The 16,946-nt window shown below is 41.6% G+C and carries 28 protein-coding genes; all 28 read left to right on the top strand.

The features are described from left to right. The 28 genes from rplV (at nucleotide 1) to priA (ending at nucleotide 16,938) form a co-directional block, all read left to right on the top strand. A complete protein-coding gene (rplV, locus tag OCV47_RS06050) occupies nucleotides 1-387 on the top strand; it encodes a 50S ribosomal protein L22 (protein WP_117447676.1) in 387 nt (128 codons plus the stop codon). A 10-nt stretch (nucleotides 388-397) separates the two neighbouring features. After that, entirely contained in the window at nucleotides 398-1,054 is a 657-nt protein-coding gene (rpsC, locus tag OCV47_RS06045; RefSeq protein WP_117447677.1) for a 30S ribosomal protein S3, read from the top strand. Then, on the top strand, nucleotides 1,054-1,491 hold the full coding sequence (rplP, locus tag OCV47_RS06040) for a 50S ribosomal protein L16 (protein WP_117447678.1): 438 nt from the start codon (nucleotides 1,054-1,056) through the stop codon (nucleotides 1,489-1,491). The genes rpsC and rplP overlap by 1 nt, the downstream gene beginning before the upstream one ends. Beyond that, nucleotides 1,481-1,684 (top strand): 50S ribosomal protein L29, encoded by a 204-nt coding sequence (gene rpmC, locus OCV47_RS06035; RefSeq protein WP_117447679.1) that lies wholly within the window; start codon nucleotides 1,481-1,483, stop codon nucleotides 1,682-1,684. Before rplP ends, rpmC begins: the two co-directional genes overlap by 11 nt. A gap of 29 nt (nucleotides 1,685-1,713) precedes the next feature. Next, nucleotides 1,714-1,968 carry a 30S ribosomal protein S17 gene (rpsQ, locus tag OCV47_RS06030; protein WP_117447680.1) on the top strand — a complete coding sequence of 85 codons (255 nt, stop codon included), beginning with the start codon at nucleotides 1,714-1,716 and terminating at the stop codon, nucleotides 1,966-1,968. Between the two features lie 17 nt (nucleotides 1,969-1,985). After that, nucleotides 1,986-2,354, top strand: a complete 369-nt coding sequence (gene rplN, locus OCV47_RS06025) for a 50S ribosomal protein L14 (RefSeq protein ID WP_117447681.1) — start codon at nucleotides 1,986-1,988, stop codon at nucleotides 2,352-2,354. A 12-nt stretch (nucleotides 2,355-2,366) separates the two neighbouring features. Continuing rightward, nucleotides 2,367-2,681: a 50S ribosomal protein L24 gene (gene rplX / locus OCV47_RS06020; RefSeq protein WP_117447682.1), complete on the top strand. Its 315-nt coding sequence runs from the start codon at nucleotides 2,367-2,369 to the stop codon at nucleotides 2,679-2,681. 24 nt (nucleotides 2,682-2,705) lie between these two features. After that, entirely contained in the window at nucleotides 2,706-3,245 is a 540-nt protein-coding gene (gene rplE, locus OCV47_RS06015) for a 50S ribosomal protein L5 (protein WP_256297033.1), read from the top strand. Nucleotides 3,246-3,290: 45 nt separating this feature from the next. Continuing rightward, nucleotides 3,291-3,476, top strand: a complete 186-nt coding sequence (locus tag OCV47_RS06010; protein ID WP_117447684.1) for a type Z 30S ribosomal protein S14 — start codon at nucleotides 3,291-3,293, stop codon at nucleotides 3,474-3,476. 56 nt (nucleotides 3,477-3,532) lie between these two features. Then, entirely contained in the window at nucleotides 3,533-3,934 is a 402-nt protein-coding gene (gene rpsH / locus OCV47_RS06005) for a 30S ribosomal protein S8 (RefSeq protein ID WP_117447685.1), read from the top strand. Between the two features lie 77 nt (nucleotides 3,935-4,011). Further along, the gene (gene rplF / locus OCV47_RS06000; protein ID WP_117447686.1) at nucleotides 4,012-4,551 is read left to right on the top strand and encodes a 50S ribosomal protein L6; all 540 of its coding nucleotides are present in this window, start codon (nucleotides 4,012-4,014) and stop codon (nucleotides 4,549-4,551) included. A gap of 17 nt (nucleotides 4,552-4,568) precedes the next feature. Further along, on the top strand, nucleotides 4,569-4,937 hold the full coding sequence (gene rplR / locus OCV47_RS05995) for a 50S ribosomal protein L18 (protein WP_117447687.1): 369 nt from the start codon (nucleotides 4,569-4,571) through the stop codon (nucleotides 4,935-4,937). 11 nt (nucleotides 4,938-4,948) lie between these two features. Next, the gene (gene rpsE / locus OCV47_RS05990; RefSeq protein WP_117447688.1) at nucleotides 4,949-5,458 is read left to right on the top strand and encodes a 30S ribosomal protein S5; all 510 of its coding nucleotides are present in this window, start codon (nucleotides 4,949-4,951) and stop codon (nucleotides 5,456-5,458) included. Nucleotides 5,459-5,477: 19 nt separating this feature from the next. Then, nucleotides 5,478-5,660, top strand: coding sequence for a 50S ribosomal protein L30 (rpmD, locus tag OCV47_RS05985; protein WP_117447689.1), 183 nt, complete (start codon nucleotides 5,478-5,480; stop codon nucleotides 5,658-5,660). Nucleotides 5,661-5,693: 33 nt separating this feature from the next. Then, nucleotides 5,694-6,134: a 50S ribosomal protein L15 gene (gene rplO, locus OCV47_RS05980; protein ID WP_262654372.1), complete on the top strand. Its 441-nt coding sequence runs from the start codon at nucleotides 5,694-5,696 to the stop codon at nucleotides 6,132-6,134. Then, on the top strand, nucleotides 6,134-7,447 hold the full coding sequence (secY, locus tag OCV47_RS05975; RefSeq protein WP_262654325.1) for a preprotein translocase subunit SecY: 1,314 nt from the start codon (nucleotides 6,134-6,136) through the stop codon (nucleotides 7,445-7,447). Before rplO ends, secY begins: the two co-directional genes overlap by 1 nt. Nucleotides 7,448-7,541: 94 nt before the next feature. After that, on the top strand, nucleotides 7,542-8,186 hold the full coding sequence (locus tag OCV47_RS05970) for an adenylate kinase (RefSeq protein WP_117447692.1): 645 nt from the start codon (nucleotides 7,542-7,544) through the stop codon (nucleotides 8,184-8,186). A gap of 1 nt (nucleotide 8,187) precedes the next feature. Then, the gene (map, locus tag OCV47_RS05965) at nucleotides 8,188-8,946 is read left to right on the top strand and encodes a type I methionyl aminopeptidase (protein WP_262654323.1); all 759 of its coding nucleotides are present in this window, start codon (nucleotides 8,188-8,190) and stop codon (nucleotides 8,944-8,946) included. 21 nt (nucleotides 8,947-8,967) lie between these two features. Then, nucleotides 8,968-9,225 carry a KOW domain-containing RNA-binding protein gene (locus tag OCV47_RS05960; protein WP_262654322.1) on the top strand — a complete coding sequence of 86 codons (258 nt, stop codon included), beginning with the start codon at nucleotides 8,968-8,970 and terminating at the stop codon, nucleotides 9,223-9,225. After that, nucleotides 9,218-9,436 (top strand): translation initiation factor IF-1, encoded by a 219-nt coding sequence (gene infA, locus OCV47_RS05955; RefSeq protein WP_005428560.1) that lies wholly within the window; start codon nucleotides 9,218-9,220, stop codon nucleotides 9,434-9,436. Before OCV47_RS05960 ends, infA begins: the two co-directional genes overlap by 8 nt. A 152-nt stretch (nucleotides 9,437-9,588) precedes the next feature. Next, a complete protein-coding gene (gene rpmJ, locus OCV47_RS05950) occupies nucleotides 9,589-9,702 on the top strand; it encodes a 50S ribosomal protein L36 (protein WP_003497809.1) in 114 nt (37 codons plus the stop codon). Between the two features lie 321 nt (nucleotides 9,703-10,023). Further along, nucleotides 10,024-10,392, top strand: a complete 369-nt coding sequence (rpsM, locus tag OCV47_RS05945) for a 30S ribosomal protein S13 (RefSeq protein WP_117447695.1) — start codon at nucleotides 10,024-10,026, stop codon at nucleotides 10,390-10,392. A 27-nt stretch (nucleotides 10,393-10,419) separates the two neighbouring features. Further along, the gene (gene rpsK / locus OCV47_RS05940; protein WP_117447696.1) at nucleotides 10,420-10,815 is read left to right on the top strand and encodes a 30S ribosomal protein S11; all 396 of its coding nucleotides are present in this window, start codon (nucleotides 10,420-10,422) and stop codon (nucleotides 10,813-10,815) included. A 16-nt stretch (nucleotides 10,816-10,831) separates the two neighbouring features. Continuing rightward, entirely contained in the window at nucleotides 10,832-11,425 is a 594-nt protein-coding gene (rpsD, locus tag OCV47_RS05935) for a 30S ribosomal protein S4 (RefSeq protein WP_117447697.1), read from the top strand. Between the two features lie 86 nt (nucleotides 11,426-11,511). After that, complete coding sequence (locus tag OCV47_RS05930) at nucleotides 11,512-12,471, top strand: DNA-directed RNA polymerase subunit alpha (protein WP_262654320.1); 960 nt, start codon at nucleotides 11,512-11,514, stop codon at nucleotides 12,469-12,471. A gap of 74 nt (nucleotides 12,472-12,545) precedes the next feature. After that, entirely contained in the window at nucleotides 12,546-13,082 is a 537-nt protein-coding gene (locus tag OCV47_RS05925; RefSeq protein WP_262654318.1) for a bL17 family ribosomal protein, read from the top strand. A 120-nt stretch (nucleotides 13,083-13,202) separates the two neighbouring features. Beyond that, complete coding sequence (locus tag OCV47_RS05920) at nucleotides 13,203-14,681, top strand: UDP-N-acetylmuramoyl-L-alanyl-D-glutamate--2,6-diaminopimelate ligase (RefSeq protein WP_262654316.1); 1,479 nt, start codon at nucleotides 13,203-13,205, stop codon at nucleotides 14,679-14,681. A 34-nt stretch (nucleotides 14,682-14,715) separates the two neighbouring features. After that, a complete protein-coding gene (gene priA / locus OCV47_RS05915; RefSeq protein WP_262654315.1) occupies nucleotides 14,716-16,938 on the top strand; it encodes a replication restart helicase PriA in 2,223 nt (740 codons plus the stop codon). Nucleotides 16,939-16,946 lie beyond the last annotated feature (8 nt).

The raw sequence follows: 16,946 nt of genomic DNA, 5'->3' as shown, positions 1-16,946 counted from the left end.
ATGGCAAAAGGACATAGATCCCAAATCAAGAGAGAAAGAAATGCTCAGAAGGACACAAGACCATCCGCAAAGTTATCTTATGCGAGAGTCTCAGTTCAGAAGGCATGCTTCGTTTTAGATGCTATTAGAGGCAAAGATGTGCAGACAGCACTTGGTATTGTAACTTACAACCCAAGATACGCTTCTACATTAATTAAAAAATTATTAGAGTCAGCAATTGCAAATGCTGAAAACAATAACGGAATGAGTGTAGAGAACCTTTACGTAGAAGAATGCTACGCTAACAAAGGACCTACAATGAAGAGAATCAGACCAAGAGCACAGGGTAGAGCTTATCGTATCGAAAAGAGAATGAGCCACATCACAATCGTGCTGAATGAAAGATAGGAGGTAAAGCATGGGACAGAAAGTTAATCCACACGGCTTAAGAGTCGGTGTTATTAAAGACTGGGACTCCAAGTGGTATGCTGAGTCAGAATTTGCTGATTACCTGATCGAAGACAACAAGATCAGAACATACCTGAAGAAGAAGTTATATAGCGCTGGTGTTTCAAAAATCGAAATCGAAAGAGCATCAGGAAGAGTAAAAGTGATCATCTACACAGCTAAACCGGGTGTTGTAATCGGTAAAGGCGGTTCAGAGATCGAAAAAGTAAAAGCTGAAGTTCAGAAGTTCGTTACAGGAAAACTTCTTGTAGATATCAAAGAAGTTAAGAGACCGGACAGAGATGCTCAGTTAGTAGCTGAAAACATTGCTCAGCAGCTGGAAAACCGTGTTTCCTTCCGTCGTGCTATGAAATCTACAATGGGAAGAACCATGAAAACAGGAGCAAAGGGAATTAAGACTGCTGTTTCAGGACGTCTTGGCGGAGCTGATATGGCTCGTACAGAGTTCTACAGTGAAGGAACTATTCCACTTCAGACACTTCGTGCAGATATTGACTATGGATTCGCAGAAGCAGATACCACTTACGGCAAAATGGGCGTAAAGGTATGGATTTACAACGGCGAAATCCTTCCAACCAAAAATGTAAAGGAAGGGAGCGATAAATAATGTTAATGCCTAAGAGAGTAAAACGTCGTAAACAGTTCCGTGGAAGCATGGCTGGAAAGGCGTTAAGAGGAAATACAATTTCCAATGGTGAATATGGACTTGTTGCAACTGAACCATGCTGGATTAAATCAAACCAGATCGAAGCTGCCCGTGTTGCTATGACTCGTTATATCAAACGTGGTGGTAAAGTTTGGATCAAGATTTTCCCAGACAAACCTGTAACAGCAAAACCAGCTGAAACCCGTATGGGTTCCGGTAAAGGAACACTGGAATACTGGGTAGCAGTTGTAAAACCGGGACGTGTTATGTTTGAACTGGCAGGAGTTCCGGAAGAAGTAGCCCGTGAAGCGTTACGTCTTGCTATGCACAAATTACCGTGCAAATGCAAAATCGTATCTCGTGCAGATTTAGAAGGCGGTGATAACAGTGAAAATTAATAAGTATGTAGAAGATTTAAAAAGCAAATCAGCTGCAGAATTAAACGAAGAATTAGTAGCTGCTAAAAAGGAACTTTTCAATTTAAGATTCCAGAATGCAACCAATCAGCTGGATAACACAAGCAGAATCAAAGAAGTTCGTAAGAACATCGCAAGAATTCAGACCGTTATCACTGAGAAAGCTAATGCGTAAGTGAATTACCACGAAAGGAGCAAATAGACGTGGAAAGAAATCTTAGAAAAACCCGTGTTGGTAAAGTTGTCAGCAACAAGATGGATAAGACAATCGTTGTTGCAGTTGAGAACCATGTGAAACATCCTCTTTACAAAAAAGTCGTAAAGAGTACTTATAAATTAAAAGCACACGATGAAAACAACGAATGTAACATCGGTGATACAGTAAAAGTAATGGAAACAAGACCTTTATCCAAAGATAAGAGATGGAGACTTGTGGAAATCACTGAAAGAGTGAAATAGTATAGGAGGTAATCAGCATGATACAGCAGGAGAGTAGACTGAAAGTTGCTGATAACACTGGAGCAAAAGAATTACTTTGCATCAGAGTTATGGGCGGATCTACCAGAAGATATGCAGCTATCGGTGATGTAATCGTTGCTACGGTTAAAGATGCAACACCAGGCGGCGTTGTAAAAAAAGGTGATGTTGTAAAGGCTGTCGTAGTTCGTACAGTAAACAAAACCCGTCGTAAAGATGGTTCTTATATTAGATTTGATGAAAATGCTGCAGTCATCATCAAAGATGACAAGAATCCAAGAGGAACTCGTATTTTTGGACCAGTAGCAAGAGAGCTTCGTGATAAACAGTTTATGAAAATTGTTTCACTGGCTCCGGAAGTATTATAAGGAGGTACCCGAATGTCAGCATTAAAAATCAAGACAGGCGATACAGTAAAAGTTATCGCTGGTAAAGATAAAGATAAAGAGGGCAAAGTCCTCAAAGTAGATGTGAAGAACCATAAAGTGCTCGTTGAAGGCATCAACATGGTTGTGAAACATGCAAAACCATCAGCTGCTAATCAGCAGGGCGGTATTGTAAACAAAGAAGCTTTCATTGATGCTTCTAACGTAATGCTTCTCCATAATGGAAAGGCAACAAGAGTTGGCTTCAAGATGGACGGAGACAAAAAAGTTCGTGTAGCAAAAGCTACAGGCGAAGTTATCGATAAATAATCGTAAGAGAGGAGGCACTAGAAGTTGAGTAGACTGAAAGAACAGTATCAGAACGAGATCGTAGATGCTATGATCAAAAAGTTTGGATATAAGAATATTATGGAAGTTCCGAAGCTGGACAAAGTTGTAGTAAACATGGGCGTTGGCGAAGCAAAAGAAAACGCTAAGTTACTGGAAGCAGCTGTTAAGGATATGGAAACTATTACAGGCCAGAAAGCGGTTCTGACCAGAGCAAAGAATTCTGTTGCTAACTTCAAGATCAGAGAAGGTATGGCAATCGGATGTAAAGTTACACTTCGTGGAGAAAAAATGTATGAATTCGTTGACCGTCTGGTTAACCTTGCATTACCTCGAGTACGTGACTTTAGAGGTGTTAACCCGAATGCGTTTGATGGAAGAGGTAACTACGCTCTTGGTATCAAAGAACAGTTAATTTTCCCTGAAATCGAATATGATAAGGTTGACAAGGTAAGAGGTATGGACGTTATCTTTGTTACAACAGCAAAGACTGACGAAGAAGCACGTGAACTTTTAACACAGTTCAACATGCCATTCTCTAAATAATTGAATTGTTAACAGTCAATGTGATTGAATATAGGAGGAAATTTCATGGCTAAGACAGCAATGAAGATTAAACAGCAGCGTCCACAGAAATTCTCCACAAGAGAATACAACCGCTGCAGAATTTGTGGTCGTCCACATGCATATTTGAGAAAATACGGAATCTGCAGAATCTGCTTCCGTGAACTGGCTTACAAAGGTGAAATTCCGGGAGTTAAGAAAGCTTCCTGGTAAGCCGATACAACTTGATTGGTCAGCAATGATCTGAGAATATAAGGAGGAAAATCCAGATGACAATGAGTGATCCTATTGCAGATATGCTTACAAGAATCCGTAATGCAAATACTGCAAAACACGATACAGTAGATGTTCCATCATCCAAAATGAAACTTGCTATTGCAAACATTCTGGTAGATGAAGGTTATATTGCAAAATATGACATCGTTGAAGAAGGCGGTTTCCCAGTTATCCGCATCACACTGAAATACGGTGCTGATAAAAATGAGAGAGTCATTACAGGTATTAAGAGAATTTCTAAACCAGGTCTTCGTGTGCATGCAGGCAAAGAAGATATTCCAAGAGTTCTTGGTGGTCTTGGTGTAGCTATTCTTTCTACAAACAAAGGTGTTATCACTGACAGAGAAGCTCGTAAGCTTGGAGTTGGTGGAGAAGTTCTGGCATTTGTTTGGTAGGATACCCCGTAAAAGTTACTGAAAACAGAGAGAGACAATGCTCTCTCTCCGAAAATCTAAGTAAGGAGGACATTTGAATGTCACGTATAGGAAGACTGCCTGTAGCAATTCCTGCAGGCGTTACCGTTGAAGTTGCGGAAGGCAACAAAGTTACAGTAAAAGGCAGCAAAGGAACTCTGGTAAGAGTACTGCCTGCTGAAATGGATATCAAAGTAGAAGATGGTCATGTAGTAGTAAGCAGACCAAACGATCTGAAGAAAATGAAATCTCTGCACGGTCTGACAAGAACACTGATCCACAACATGGTAGTTGGTGTCAGCGAAGGATTCGAAAAGAAGCTGGAAGTAAATGGTGTAGGTTACAAAGCAGCTAAGCAGGGTAAGAAACTGGTATTATCTCTTGGATATTCTCATCCAGTAGAGATGATCGATCCAGAAGGCCTGGAAGCAGTTGTTGACGGAAACGTAATCACTGTTAAGGGTATTGACAAAGAAAAAGTTGGCCAGTACGCAGCTGAAATCAGAGAAAAGAGAGCTCCGGAACCTTATAAAGGTAAAGGTATTAAGTATGCTGATGAAGTTATCAGACGTAAAGTTGGTAAGACTGGTAAGAAATAAGTAAGGAGAGTGTGAAAATGGTTAGTAAAGAATCTAGAACAGAAGTTCGTGTAAAGAAGCACAGAAGACTTCGTAATCGTTTTGCAGGTACTGCACAGAGACCACGTCTCGCAGTATTCAGAAGCAATAATCATATGTATGCTCAAATTATTGACGATACAGTCGGAAATACTCTGGTTTCTGCAAGCACACTTCAGAAAGAAGTAAAAGCAGAAGTTGAGAAGACTAATAACGTTGATGCAGCAGCATACCTTGGAAAAGTAATCGCAGAGAGAGCTCTGGAAAAAGGCATTAAAGAAGTTGTTTTTGATAGAGGCGGCTTTATATATCAGGGTAAAATCAAAGCATTAGCAGATGCAGCCAGAGAAGCTGGTCTGGAATTTTAGGAGGTAGACACATGAAACGTGAAATTATTGATGCTAATCAGTTAGAATTAACAGAAAAAGTAGTGTCAATTAAGCGTGTTACCAAAGTTGTAAAAGGTGGTCGTAATATGCGTTTTACAGCCCTGGTAGTTGTTGGTGATGGCAACGGACACGTTGGTGCCGGACTTGGAAAGGCTGCTGAAATTCCAGAAGCTATCCGTAAAGGTAAAGAAGATGCTACAAAGAAACTTATCACTGTTGCATTAGATGAAAATGCAAGTATTCCACACAACTTTGACGGTAAATTCGGTGGATCTCAGATCGTTCTGAAGAGAGCTCCGGAAGGTACTGGTATCATCGCTGGTGGTCCTGCACGTAACGTACTGGAACTTGCTGGTATTCGCAACATCCGTACAAAATGTCTGGGATCCAGAAACAAACAGAACGTTGTACTTGCTACACTGGAAGGACTGAAACAGCTGAAGTCCCCTGAAGAAGTTGCAAGACTTCGTGGAAAATCTGTTGAAGAAGTTCGTGCGTAATTTGCACAGGAGGTAAAAAATGGCAGATAAAGTAAAAGTTACACTTGTTAAATCTCCAATCGGAGCTATTCCAAAGCATCGTGCTACTGTTGCAGCACTTGGACTGAAGAAACTGAACAAATCTGTTGAGCTTCCAAACAATGCAGCAACAATGGGAATGGTAAAACAGGTTCAGCATTTAGTAAAAGTAGAAGAAGTTTAATTTAGATTGATATTAGAATAAGGAGGTGCCATGATGGATTTATCAAACTTAAAACCTGCTGAAGGTTCCAGACAGAGCGATAACTTCAGAAGAGGTCGCGGACATGGTTCAGGAAACGGCAAAACTGCCGGTAAGGGACATAAAGGACAGAAAGCACGTTCAGGCGCTACTAGACCAGGTTTCGAAGGTGGTCAGATGCCACTGTACAGACGTCTTCCTAAGAGAGGTTTCACAAACAGAAATACTCTTGATATCGAAGCAATCAATGTAAGCGTACTGGAAAGATTTGATAATGATACAGAAGTAACAATCGATACTCTGATTGAGACTGGTATCATTAAGAGTGCCAAAGACGGTGTTAAGATTCTTGGAAACGGTGAACTTACCAAGAAGCTTACTGTTAAAGCAAATGCTTTCAGTGAAGGCGCAAAAGCTAAAATAGAAGCAGTTGGTGGAAAAGCTGAGGTGATCTAATGTTAAAGACACTTCGTGATGCGTTTAAGGTTAAAGATATCAGAGAAAGAATGTTATATACATTTCTGATGCTCCTTGTTGTCAGATTCGGTTCACAGCTCCCGGTTCCGGGTGTGGACCGTAACTACCTGGCAAACTGGTTTGCAAATCAGACCGGTGATGCATTTAATTTCTTTAGTGCATTTACAGGCGGATCATTTGAGAAAATGTCTATCTTTGCTTTGAATATCACACCATACATTACTTCATCTATTATTATGCAGCTTCTTACCATTGCCATTCCGGCACTGGAAGAAATGCATAGAGATGGAGAAGAAGGCAGAAAGAAGATTACTGCCATTACCCGTTATGTGACAGTTGGACTGGCTCTGGCAGAATCTCTTGCCATGACCATTGGTTTTGGAAGACAGGGATTGATTCCGAACATGAACTTCCTGGCAGGTCTGACTGTAATTGCTGCAATGACAGCTGGATCCACATTCCTGATGTGGATCGGTGAACAGATCACAGAGCATGGTGTTGGAAATGGTATTTCCATTGTCCTGATGATTAACATTCTGTCCAGAGTACCGTCTGATATGGCTTCTCTGTACGAGTCATTCATCAAAGGAACGACACTCGCCAAAGGTGTTCTGGCCGGTGTTATTATTCTGGCTGTTATTATTGTTACGATTGTACTGGTTATCTTATTAAGCGATGCAACAAGAAGAATTCCTGTCCAGTATGCAAAAAAAATGCAGGGCAGAAAAATGGTTGGTGGTCAGTCCACATTTATTCCATTGAAAGTAAATACAGCAGGTGTTATCCCTGTTATCTTTGCTTCTTCTCTGCTTAGTATGCCAAGTATGATTGCAGCGTTTGCGGGGATTTCTGAAGAAGGTTTAGGCGGAAAGATCATTGCTTCTTTAAGTCAGAACAACTGGTTTAGTCCATCCAAGCCAATCTATTCCATCGGATTGATCATTTATGTCGCATTAATTATCGCATTTGCATATTTCTATACATCCATTACTTTCAATCCAATTGAGGTCGCGGATAATATGAAAAAGCAGGGTGGTTTCATTCCAGGTATTCGTCCAGGTAAACCAACCAGCGATTACTTAAATAAGATTTTAAATTACATTGTACTGATTGGTGCACTTGGTCTTACGATTGTGGTATTGATTCCAATCTTCTTTAATGGAGTTTTCGGAGCATATGTATCATTTGGAGGAACTTCCATTATCATTATCGTTGGAGTAGTGCTGGAGACAATCAAACAGATCGAATCTCAGATGGTAGTTCGCAATTATAAAGGCTTTTTAAGCGAGTAGACAAAGATAGAGTGTACCGTTTCATCTGTACCGGATGAGATGGTGCACTATATGTGTTTAATGGTAAAAAATATAAAATGAGGCAGGTTTCATTATGAAGATTATTATGTTAGGCGCACCTGGAGCTGGTAAGGGTACACAGGCAAAGAAGATTGCAGCAAAATATGGTATTCCACACATTTCCACAGGAGATATTTTCCGTGCGAACATTAAAGAAGGTACAGAACTTGGTAAAAAAGCTAAGACTTATATGGATCAGGGACTTCTGGTCCCAGACGAGCTGGTTGTGGATCTGGTAGTAGACAGATTACAGCAGGATGACTGCAAAAAAGGGTATGTATTAGACGGCTTCCCAAGAACCATTCCTCAGGCAGAGTGTCTGGATGCAGCTCTTGCAAAAAATGGCGAAAAGATGGAATATGCCATTGATGTCAATGTACCGGATGAGAACATTGTAACACGTATGGGAGGAAGAAGAGCCTGTGTAGGATGCGGTGCGACTTACCATATCGTTTACAATCCAACCAAAGTAGAAGGAATCTGCGATGCATGCGGAGAAAAGCTGATCCTGAGAGATGATGATAAGCCAGAAACTGTTCAGAAGCGTCTTGGCGTATATCACGAACAGACTCAGCCACTGATTGATTACTATACAAAAGCTGGTATCTTAAAAGAAGTGGATGGTACAGTGGACATGGAAGATGTCTTCCAGAGCATTGTGCAGATATTAGGAGAATAATATGTCGGTATCAATAAAGTCTGCGAAAGAAATACAGCTTATGCGAGAAGCTGGAAAACGTCTTGAACTTGTTCATGCCAAACTGGAAGAATATGTAAAACCGGGAATTTCTACCAAAGACATTGACCGGTATGGGGAAAAACTGATCAGAGATATGGGATGTATTCCGAATTTCCTGAATTATAACGGTTATCCTGCATCCATATGTGTATCGGTAAATGATGAAGTGGTGCATGGAATCCCGAATAATGAACATATTCTGATGGAGGGAGATATTGTCAGTCTGGATGCCGGACTTATTTATGAAGGGTATCATTCAGATGCGGCAAGAACTCATGCAGTAGGAAAGATATCCAAAGAAGCTCAGCAGCTGATTCAGGTCACAAAGGACAGTTTCTTTAAAGGAATAGAGTATGCCAGAGAAGGTAATCACCTGTATCAGATATCTGCAGCGATCGGCGCTTATGCTGAGAGCTTTGGCTACGGAGTAGTCAGAGATCTAGTTGGACATGGAATAGGGACTCATTTGCATGAGGATCCTCAGATTCCGAATTTTGCACAGAGAGGGCGCGGTATTCGCCTTGTTTCAGGAATGACACTTGCGATTGAACCAATGATCAATGCCGGAAGCTATAATGTCTGCTGGCTGGATGATGACTGGACAGTTGTAACAGAAGATGGATCTTTGTCAGCTCATTACGAGAACACCGTACTGATCACAGATGGAGAACCTGAGATCCTGACATTAGGTCAGATATAGTGACAATGCCGGGAGGTAAAGATGGATTATGAATTTGGAATGCTCGCCTGGTCCATGGCAGGGCATGATAAAGACAAACTTTATGTAATCATAAAAACAGAAGGTGAATATGTATATCTTTCTGATGGCCGCCTGAAACCAGTAGAGCGTCCGAAAAAAAAGAAATGGAAACATATTCAGGTCAGAAAAACAATACCGGAAGAACTGTGCAGTTTGACCGAGGAAACAATTAAAAATGAAGAGATCAGAAAAGTAATCAGGAGGTTTTCAAATGTCTAAGGCAGATGTTATTGAAGTAGAAGGAACAGTATTGGAAAAATTACCAAATGCAATGTTTAAAGTAGAACTGGAAAACAAGCATGTGGTACTGGCTCATATCAGCGGTAAGCTGAGAATGAACTTTATCCGTATCCTTCCAGGAGACAAAGTAACGATTGAACTGTCTCCATATGATTTATCCAAAGGACGTATTATCTGGAGAGATAAATAAGACATTTTAAAAATAATTCAAAAAATTTGAAAAAATTGAAAATAATACTTGCAAAAAAGGTGCGCTGGTGCTATACTCTCTAGCGTACCTTTTTAGATAAAGGGGTTATTATGCCCTACAAGGCGAGTAAATAGGAAAGGAGGATTTAACACATGAAGGTTAGATCATCAGTTAAACCTATCTGCGAAAAATGCAAAATCATTAAAAGAAAAGGTAGTATCAGAGTAATCTGTGAAAACCCAAAACACAAACAGCGCCAGGGTTAATCCGGCAATCCGTTTGTGGATGATTTGAACACGACTGCAGCATGCTTTGCATGCTAATGACAATATATGCGACGATGTATCCGGCAGTACTCTTAATGCTGGAGAGTTTACACAGCAGATACATCCCCTATATTGCTTCTAATACCGGATCATGTATATGATACGGAAAGGTCGTATTTCGCGGCTGGGTGCTGGAACAATTCCAGAACCCCAATTAAAGACAATATAGCTGAGCACCGGGCAGCGCACAACATTTCAGACGTCTGGCTATGGCGGGCTGCGTGTGAACGGTAGCTTATGAGAAAATGGAGGAAAAATTACATGGCTCGTATTGCTGGTGTAGACTTACCAAGAGAGAAAAGAATTGAAATCGGTTTGACTTACATCTACGGTATTGGTAGAGTAAGCGCAAACAAGATCCTGGAAGCAGCAAATGTAAATCCTGATACTCGTGTCAGAGATCTTACAGATGAAGAAGTTTCCAGAATCCGTGACGTAATGGATGAACATTATACAGTAGAAGGTGACCTGAGAAGAGAAATCGCTCTGAATATCAAGAGACTTCAGGAAATCGGATGTTACAGAGGAATCCGTCATCGTAAAGGACTTCCTGTTCGTGGTCAGAAGACCAAGACAAACGCTAGAACACGTAAGGGTCCTAAGAAAACAGTAGCTAATAAGAAGAAATAATATAGGAAGAAAGTAGGTTAGTTTATCATGGCTAAAAAAGTTGCGAAAAAAGTGACAAAAAAGCGCGTTAAGAAAAACGTTGAACGCGGACAGGCACATATTCAGTCATCTTTCAATAACACAATTGTTACATTGACAGATGCTGCAGGTAATGCATTATCTTGGGCAAGTGCCGGTGGTCTGGGATTTAAAGGTTCAAGGAAATCTACTCCATATGCAGCACAGATGGCTGCTGAGACAGCTGCAAAGGCAGCTATCCCTCACGGATTAAAGACAGTAGACGTATTTGTAAAGGGTCCTGGTTCAGGAAGAGAAGCAGCTATCCGTGCACTGAGTGCATGCGGTATTGATGTAACAAGCATCACAGATGTAACTCCGGTTCCACATAATGGATGCCGCCCACCAAAACGCAGAAGAGTCTAATTAGGAGGTAATAAAGATGGCAGTAGATAGAACTCCGGTCCTGAAAAGATGCAGATCCCTCGGTCTGGATCCTGTATATTTAGGAATCGATAAAAAGTCCAATAGAGAATTAAAGAGAGCAAACCGTAAGATGAGTGAATACGGTCTGCAGTTAAGAGAAAAACAGAAAGCAAAATTCATTTACGGCGTACTGGAAAAACCTTTCCGTAACTACTATGCAAAGGCTGAAAGAATGCCAGGTATGACAGGTCCTAACCTGATGATCATGCTGGAAACAAGACTGGATAATGTAATCTTCAGACTTGGATTCGCAAGAACCCGTAAAGAAGCAAGACAGATCGTTGACCACAAGCATGTACTGGTAAACGGCAAGCAGGTTAACATCCCATCTTACCTTGTAAAAGCTGGTGATGTAATCGAAATCAAAGAAAAGAACAAAGGATCTCAGAGATACAAAGACATCCTGGAAGTAACAGGCGGACGTCTGGTTCCAGAATGGCTGGAAAGCGATCAGGAGAACTTAAAAGGAACTGTAAAAGAACTTCCTGCAAGAGAAGCAATTGATGTTCCAGTAAACGAAATGCTTATCGTCGAATTATACTCCAAATAAGCATTAGGAAGTAAAATCAGGACTCGCTGATGCGGGTCCTGGCTATAACCCTCAATTACAACAACCCAAAAGGAGGGGCGCAAGAAGTGTTCGATTTTAATAAACCAAGAATTGAAATTGCTGAGATTTCTGAAGACCATAAATATGGAAGATTTGTTGTAGAACCACTCGAAAGAGGATATGGTACTACATTGGGTAATTCACTTCGTAGAATTATGCTTTCATCTTTGCCAGGTGCTGCTGTCAGCCGTGTGAAGATCGAAGGTGTTCTGCATGAGTTTAGCTCCATTCCAGGTGTAAAAGAGGATGTCAGCGAGATTATCATGAACCTAAAATCACTGGCGATCAAGAATACCAGTGAGACAAATGAACCAAAGATCGCTTATATCGAATATGAAGGCGAAGGTGTGGTTACTGCAGCCGATATTCAGGTAGATCAGGATCTGGAGATCCTGAATAAAGATCAGGTAATTGCAACGCTTAGTGGTGGTCCTAGCAGCAAGCTGTATATGGAAATCACAATTACTAAGGGCAGAGGTTACATCAGTGCGGATGAAGGAAAGACTCCGGATATGCCGATTGGTGTAATCGCAGTTGACTCTATTTACACACCGGTTGAACGTGTAAATATGACTGTAGAAAATACCCGTGTAGCACAGGCTACAGACTTTGATAAACTGACTCTGGATGTATATACCAATGGTACACTTGCTCCGGATGAAGCAGTCAGCCTTGCTGCAAAAGTGCTCAGTGAGCATTTAAGTCTCTTTGTTAATCTGTCTGAAAGTGCAAACAATGCTGAGATTATGATTGAAAAAGAAGACAATGAAAAAGAAAAAGTTCTTGAAATGAATATTGATGAACTGGAATTATCTGTTCGTTCATATAACTGTCTGAAGAGAGCCGGTATCAATACCGTAGAAGAACTTTGCAACAGAACTCCGGAAGACATGATGAAGGTTCGTAACCTTGGTCGTAAGTCTCTGGAAGAAGTACTGGCAAAACTGAAAGAACTGGGATTACAGTTAAATCCAAGTGAAGAATAATACAATAGAATGATGTTGCACGGGGAGTAAGCCCGAAGAGCGTTCCCGCGTGCTCCAAGATGGAGGAAAATAAAATGGCAGGTTATAGAAAACTTAGCAGAACATCAGCACAGAGAAAAGCTCTGATCAGAGGTCAGGTTACAGCTCTTCTTCAGCATGGTAAAATCGTTACTACAGAAGCAAAGGCAAAAGAAATCCGTAAGGAAGCTGAAAAGCTGATTGCTCTGGCAGTGAGAGAAAAAGATAATTACGAAACAGTAACAGTTACAGCTAAAGTACCTCGCAAAGATGCTGAAGGCAAGAGAGTAAAAGAAGTTGTAGACGGAAAGAAAGTTACTGTATACGATGAAGTACAGAAAGAAATCAAGAAAGATTCTCCTAGCAGACTTCATGCTAGAAGACAGATGAAAAAAGTTCTGTATACTGTAAAAAAAGTTCCAACAGAAGCAGCTGGTAAGAAGAAAAATACAAAAGAAATCGATCTTACAGAAAAGCTCTTCAATGAATATGCACCAAAATATGCTGACCGTAACGGTGGTTACACAAGAATCGTAAAGATTGGTCTTCGTAAAGGTGATGCAGCAATGGAAGTTCTTCTTGAACTGGTATAAGAGTAGTGCGAAAAGCGGTGTGGTTTCACGCCGCTTTTTTTCGTTTGTTGACAGTCTAATTCAATTGCCCTATAATCTATTTATCTATGCAATTACCACGATCAAAGGGGGAAGAAAAGCATGAAGTTAACAAAATTACTGGAACGTTTGGAATATACCTGCCTGCAGGGTGAGATAGATAAAGAGATTTCCGGAATTGTAAATGATTCCAGAAAAGTAACAGAAGGAAGCCTGTTTTTCTGTATCAAAGGTGCAGTATCAGACGGGCATACCTATGCATCGGATGTGGCCCAAAAGGGCGCGGCAGCTATTATTGTTCAGGAACCGGTGGAAGTGCCAGAATCAGTAACCGTGATACGGGTGGCTGACAGCAGATATGCTATGGCTCTGGTTGCTGCTGCATGGTATGAATACCCGGCAGAAAAGCTGCATGTAATCGGGATTACCGGGACAAAGGGAAAAACAACGACTACCTATATGATTCGTTCTATTTTGGAAGCTGCCGGTCACAAGGTAGGTCTGATCGGTACAATTGAAGCGATCATTGGAGACAGGGTAATACCGGCCTGCAATACTACACCGGAATCCACAACGATCCAGGAATATTTTGCAGAGATGGTGAAAGCAGGATGTGACAGTGTTGTTATGGAAGTATCGTCTCAGGGACTGATGCTACACAGAACCGCAGGTATCCTATTCGAGATTGGTATTTTTACAAATCTGGAACCAGATCATATCGGACCGGCTGAACATGCAAGCTTTGAAGAGTATCTGGAATGTAAGTCACGTCTGTTTAAGCAGTGTAAACTTGGTATTTTGAATGCAGATGACAAACATCTGGAGGAGATTCTGAAGGGACATACCTGCCAGGTGGAGACGTATGGATTTTCAGAAAAAGCAGATTTCCGCGCAACCGATACCAGGCTGGTGTCAGCACCTGGATACCTGGGGATTGATTATCAGGTAAGCGGAAAACGTAATTTTAAAGTAGAGATTGATATTCCAGGAAAATTCAGTGTATACAATTCTCTGGCGGCGATTGCAGTATGTGATCATTATGGTGTTACAGACGAAAATATCATTTCAGCATTGAGCCAGGCAAAGGTCAAGGGGCGTATCGAGATGATCAGGGTGTCCGATGATTTTACCCTGATGATTGATTATGCGCACAATGCTATGGCGTTGGAAAGTCTTCTGACTACTTTAAAGGAATATCATCCTAAGAGACTGGTATGCCTGTTTGGATGTGGTGGAAACCGCTCTAAATCCAGACGTTATGAGATGGGAGAAGTATCCGGAAAGCTGGCAGATTTTACCATTATCACATCGGATAATCCAAGATACGAAGAACCGGAAGCAATTCTGGCAGACATTGAATCTGCGATTTCCAGGACTGATGGAGCTTATATCAAGATTACAGACCGAAAAGAGGCTATCGCTTATGCAATCCATCATGGTCAGCCAGGAGACGTGATTGTTCTGGCAGGTAAAGGGCATGAGGATTATCAGGAAATCTGTGGAGTAAAACACCCGATGGATGAAAGGGTTCTGATACAGGAGATTCTGGCAGAAGATGCGGTAAAAAAAGTGCAAGAATAAGAAAAAGAACAGTCAGTAACAAAAAGGAGGATGCATGGGACAATTGTATGCCAATATTATCGTGGATATATCTCAGGAAAAACTGGATCGAACGTTTAGTTATCTGGTTCCGGAGACCATGCAGAATCTGATTCATATAGGAGATGTGGTGGAAGTACCTTTTGGAAAAGGGAATCGTTTAACCAAAGGATATGTGGTAGAACTGACGGGTACTACCCAGTACCAGATAAGTAAAATGAAGCCTGTACAGGAGATTCTGGTGGGAACCGATCAGACAACCGGAGAGGATCGGCTGATTGCACTGGCAGCATGGATGAGAAATACATATGGATCGACCATGATTCAGGCATTGAAGACTGTTATTCCCATAAAAAAGAAGATCAGACAAAAAGAGAGAAAAACGTTGATCTTGCTGCTGTCCGATGCGGAAGCTGAAGAAAAACTTCGATTTTATGCGAAAAAGAATCAAAAAGCCAGATATCGTCTGCTGGAAGCACTGCTGGAAGAAAAAGAGATTCCCTATGAACTGGCTGTGGGAAAATTGAATCTGTCTGCTTCAGTCATTCGTACCATGGCGGAACAGGGAATTTTAAAAACAGAATCTGTGCTGGTCTATCGCAATCCATTGCATCAGAAACATCAGGGAGCTTATAATATTGCCCTGAACGAAGAACAGAGAAAGGTCGTAGATGGCATCTGGAATGACAAAGTGCACAGAACTTCTCTGCTTCACGGGGTAACAGGAAGTGGAAAAACCGAAGTGTATATGGAGCTGATTGCCCGTACAGTGGCGCAGCAGAGACAGGCTATAGTGCTGATTCCGGAGATTTCCCTGACATATCAGACGGTTATGCGGTTTTATCGCAGATTTGGAGAACGAATCTCGATCATTCATTCCAGATTGTCAGCAGGAGAAAAATACGACCAGTTTCAGCGTGCCCAAAATGGAGACATTGACATTATGATCGGTCCAAGATCCGCACTGTTTACTCCATTTTCCAGACTGGGTCTGATCATCATAGATGAGGAGCATGAGCCATCTTATAAAAGCGAGACAACGCCTCGTTATCACGCAAGAGAAACGGCTATTGAACGTGCGAAGCTAGAAGGGGCGAAAGTAGTGCTTGGTTCAGCAACTCCATCGCTGGAAGCATATTATCGGGCCAAACAGGGAAAATATGCATTATATACGATGACGAAGCGTGCCAGAGGAAGTGCGCTTCCTGATGTGGAAATCGTGGATATGCGGGAAGAACTGCGAAACGGGAATCGAAGTGTGATCAGTCAGAGTCTGAAAGAGGCAATGACAGAGAAACTACAGGCAAAAGAGCAGATGATGCTGTTCCTGAACCGCAGAGGATATGCAGGATTTTTGTCCTGTCGATCCTGTGGTCATGTGGTGATGTGCCCACACTGCGATGTCTCTCTGTCTGTCCACAATCATGGGAGAATGGTCTGCCATTATTGTGGATATGAGGCGAAAAAGCCTGTTGTGTGCCCAAAATGCGGTTCCACTTTTATCAGCACTTTTGGAACGGGGACACAGCAAGTGGAACAGGTGGTAAAAAAAATGTTCCCGGAAGCAGGAGTACTGCGTATGGACATGGATACCACCAGAGAAAAAGATGGACATGAGAAAATTCTGGCTGCATTTCAGAATCAGGAGGCCGATATTTTAATTGGGACACAGATGATTGTGAAGGGACATGATTTCCCGAATGTTACACTAGTAGGAATTCTGGCGGCAGACCTTTCTCTGTATGCACAAGACTATAAAGCAGGGGAACGGACATTTCAGCTGTTGACACAGGCTGCCGGCAGAGCCGGACGTGGAGAAAAAAGTGGAAACGTCATTATACAAAGTTATGATCCGGAACATTATTGTATTACAGCTGCTTCCAGGCAGGATTATTGCGGATTCTATGAAGAAGAGATGAGTTATCGTATGCTGGCAGGTTATCCACCTGCTGTGTATATGATGTCCCTGCATGGAACTGGAAAGGACGAAGCTCATCTGCAGACGGCTATGGATTATCTGGTTAAAATGATGCAGCGTATGCCGGAAAGTGCCAGGATACGTGTCCTGGGACCAACTGCGGAAAGCATCGGGAAAATACAGGATGAGTACCGCAAGGTGATCTATATCAAGGGAGAAGACTTGCAGATACTGACCGGGATAAAGAACAAACTGGAAAAATACATCAAAATGAATGAAGGATATCGAACGGTACAGATACAGTTTGATCTGGAAAACTGACAGATAAA

The organism is Muricoprocola aceti (assembly GCF_025567005.1).
GTDB lineage: Bacteria > Bacillota > Clostridia > Lachnospirales > Lachnospiraceae > Marvinbryantia > Marvinbryantia aceti.
Note: the sequence above shows the minus strand (reverse complement) of the source record. Positions and strands in the feature narration are given on the sequence as shown.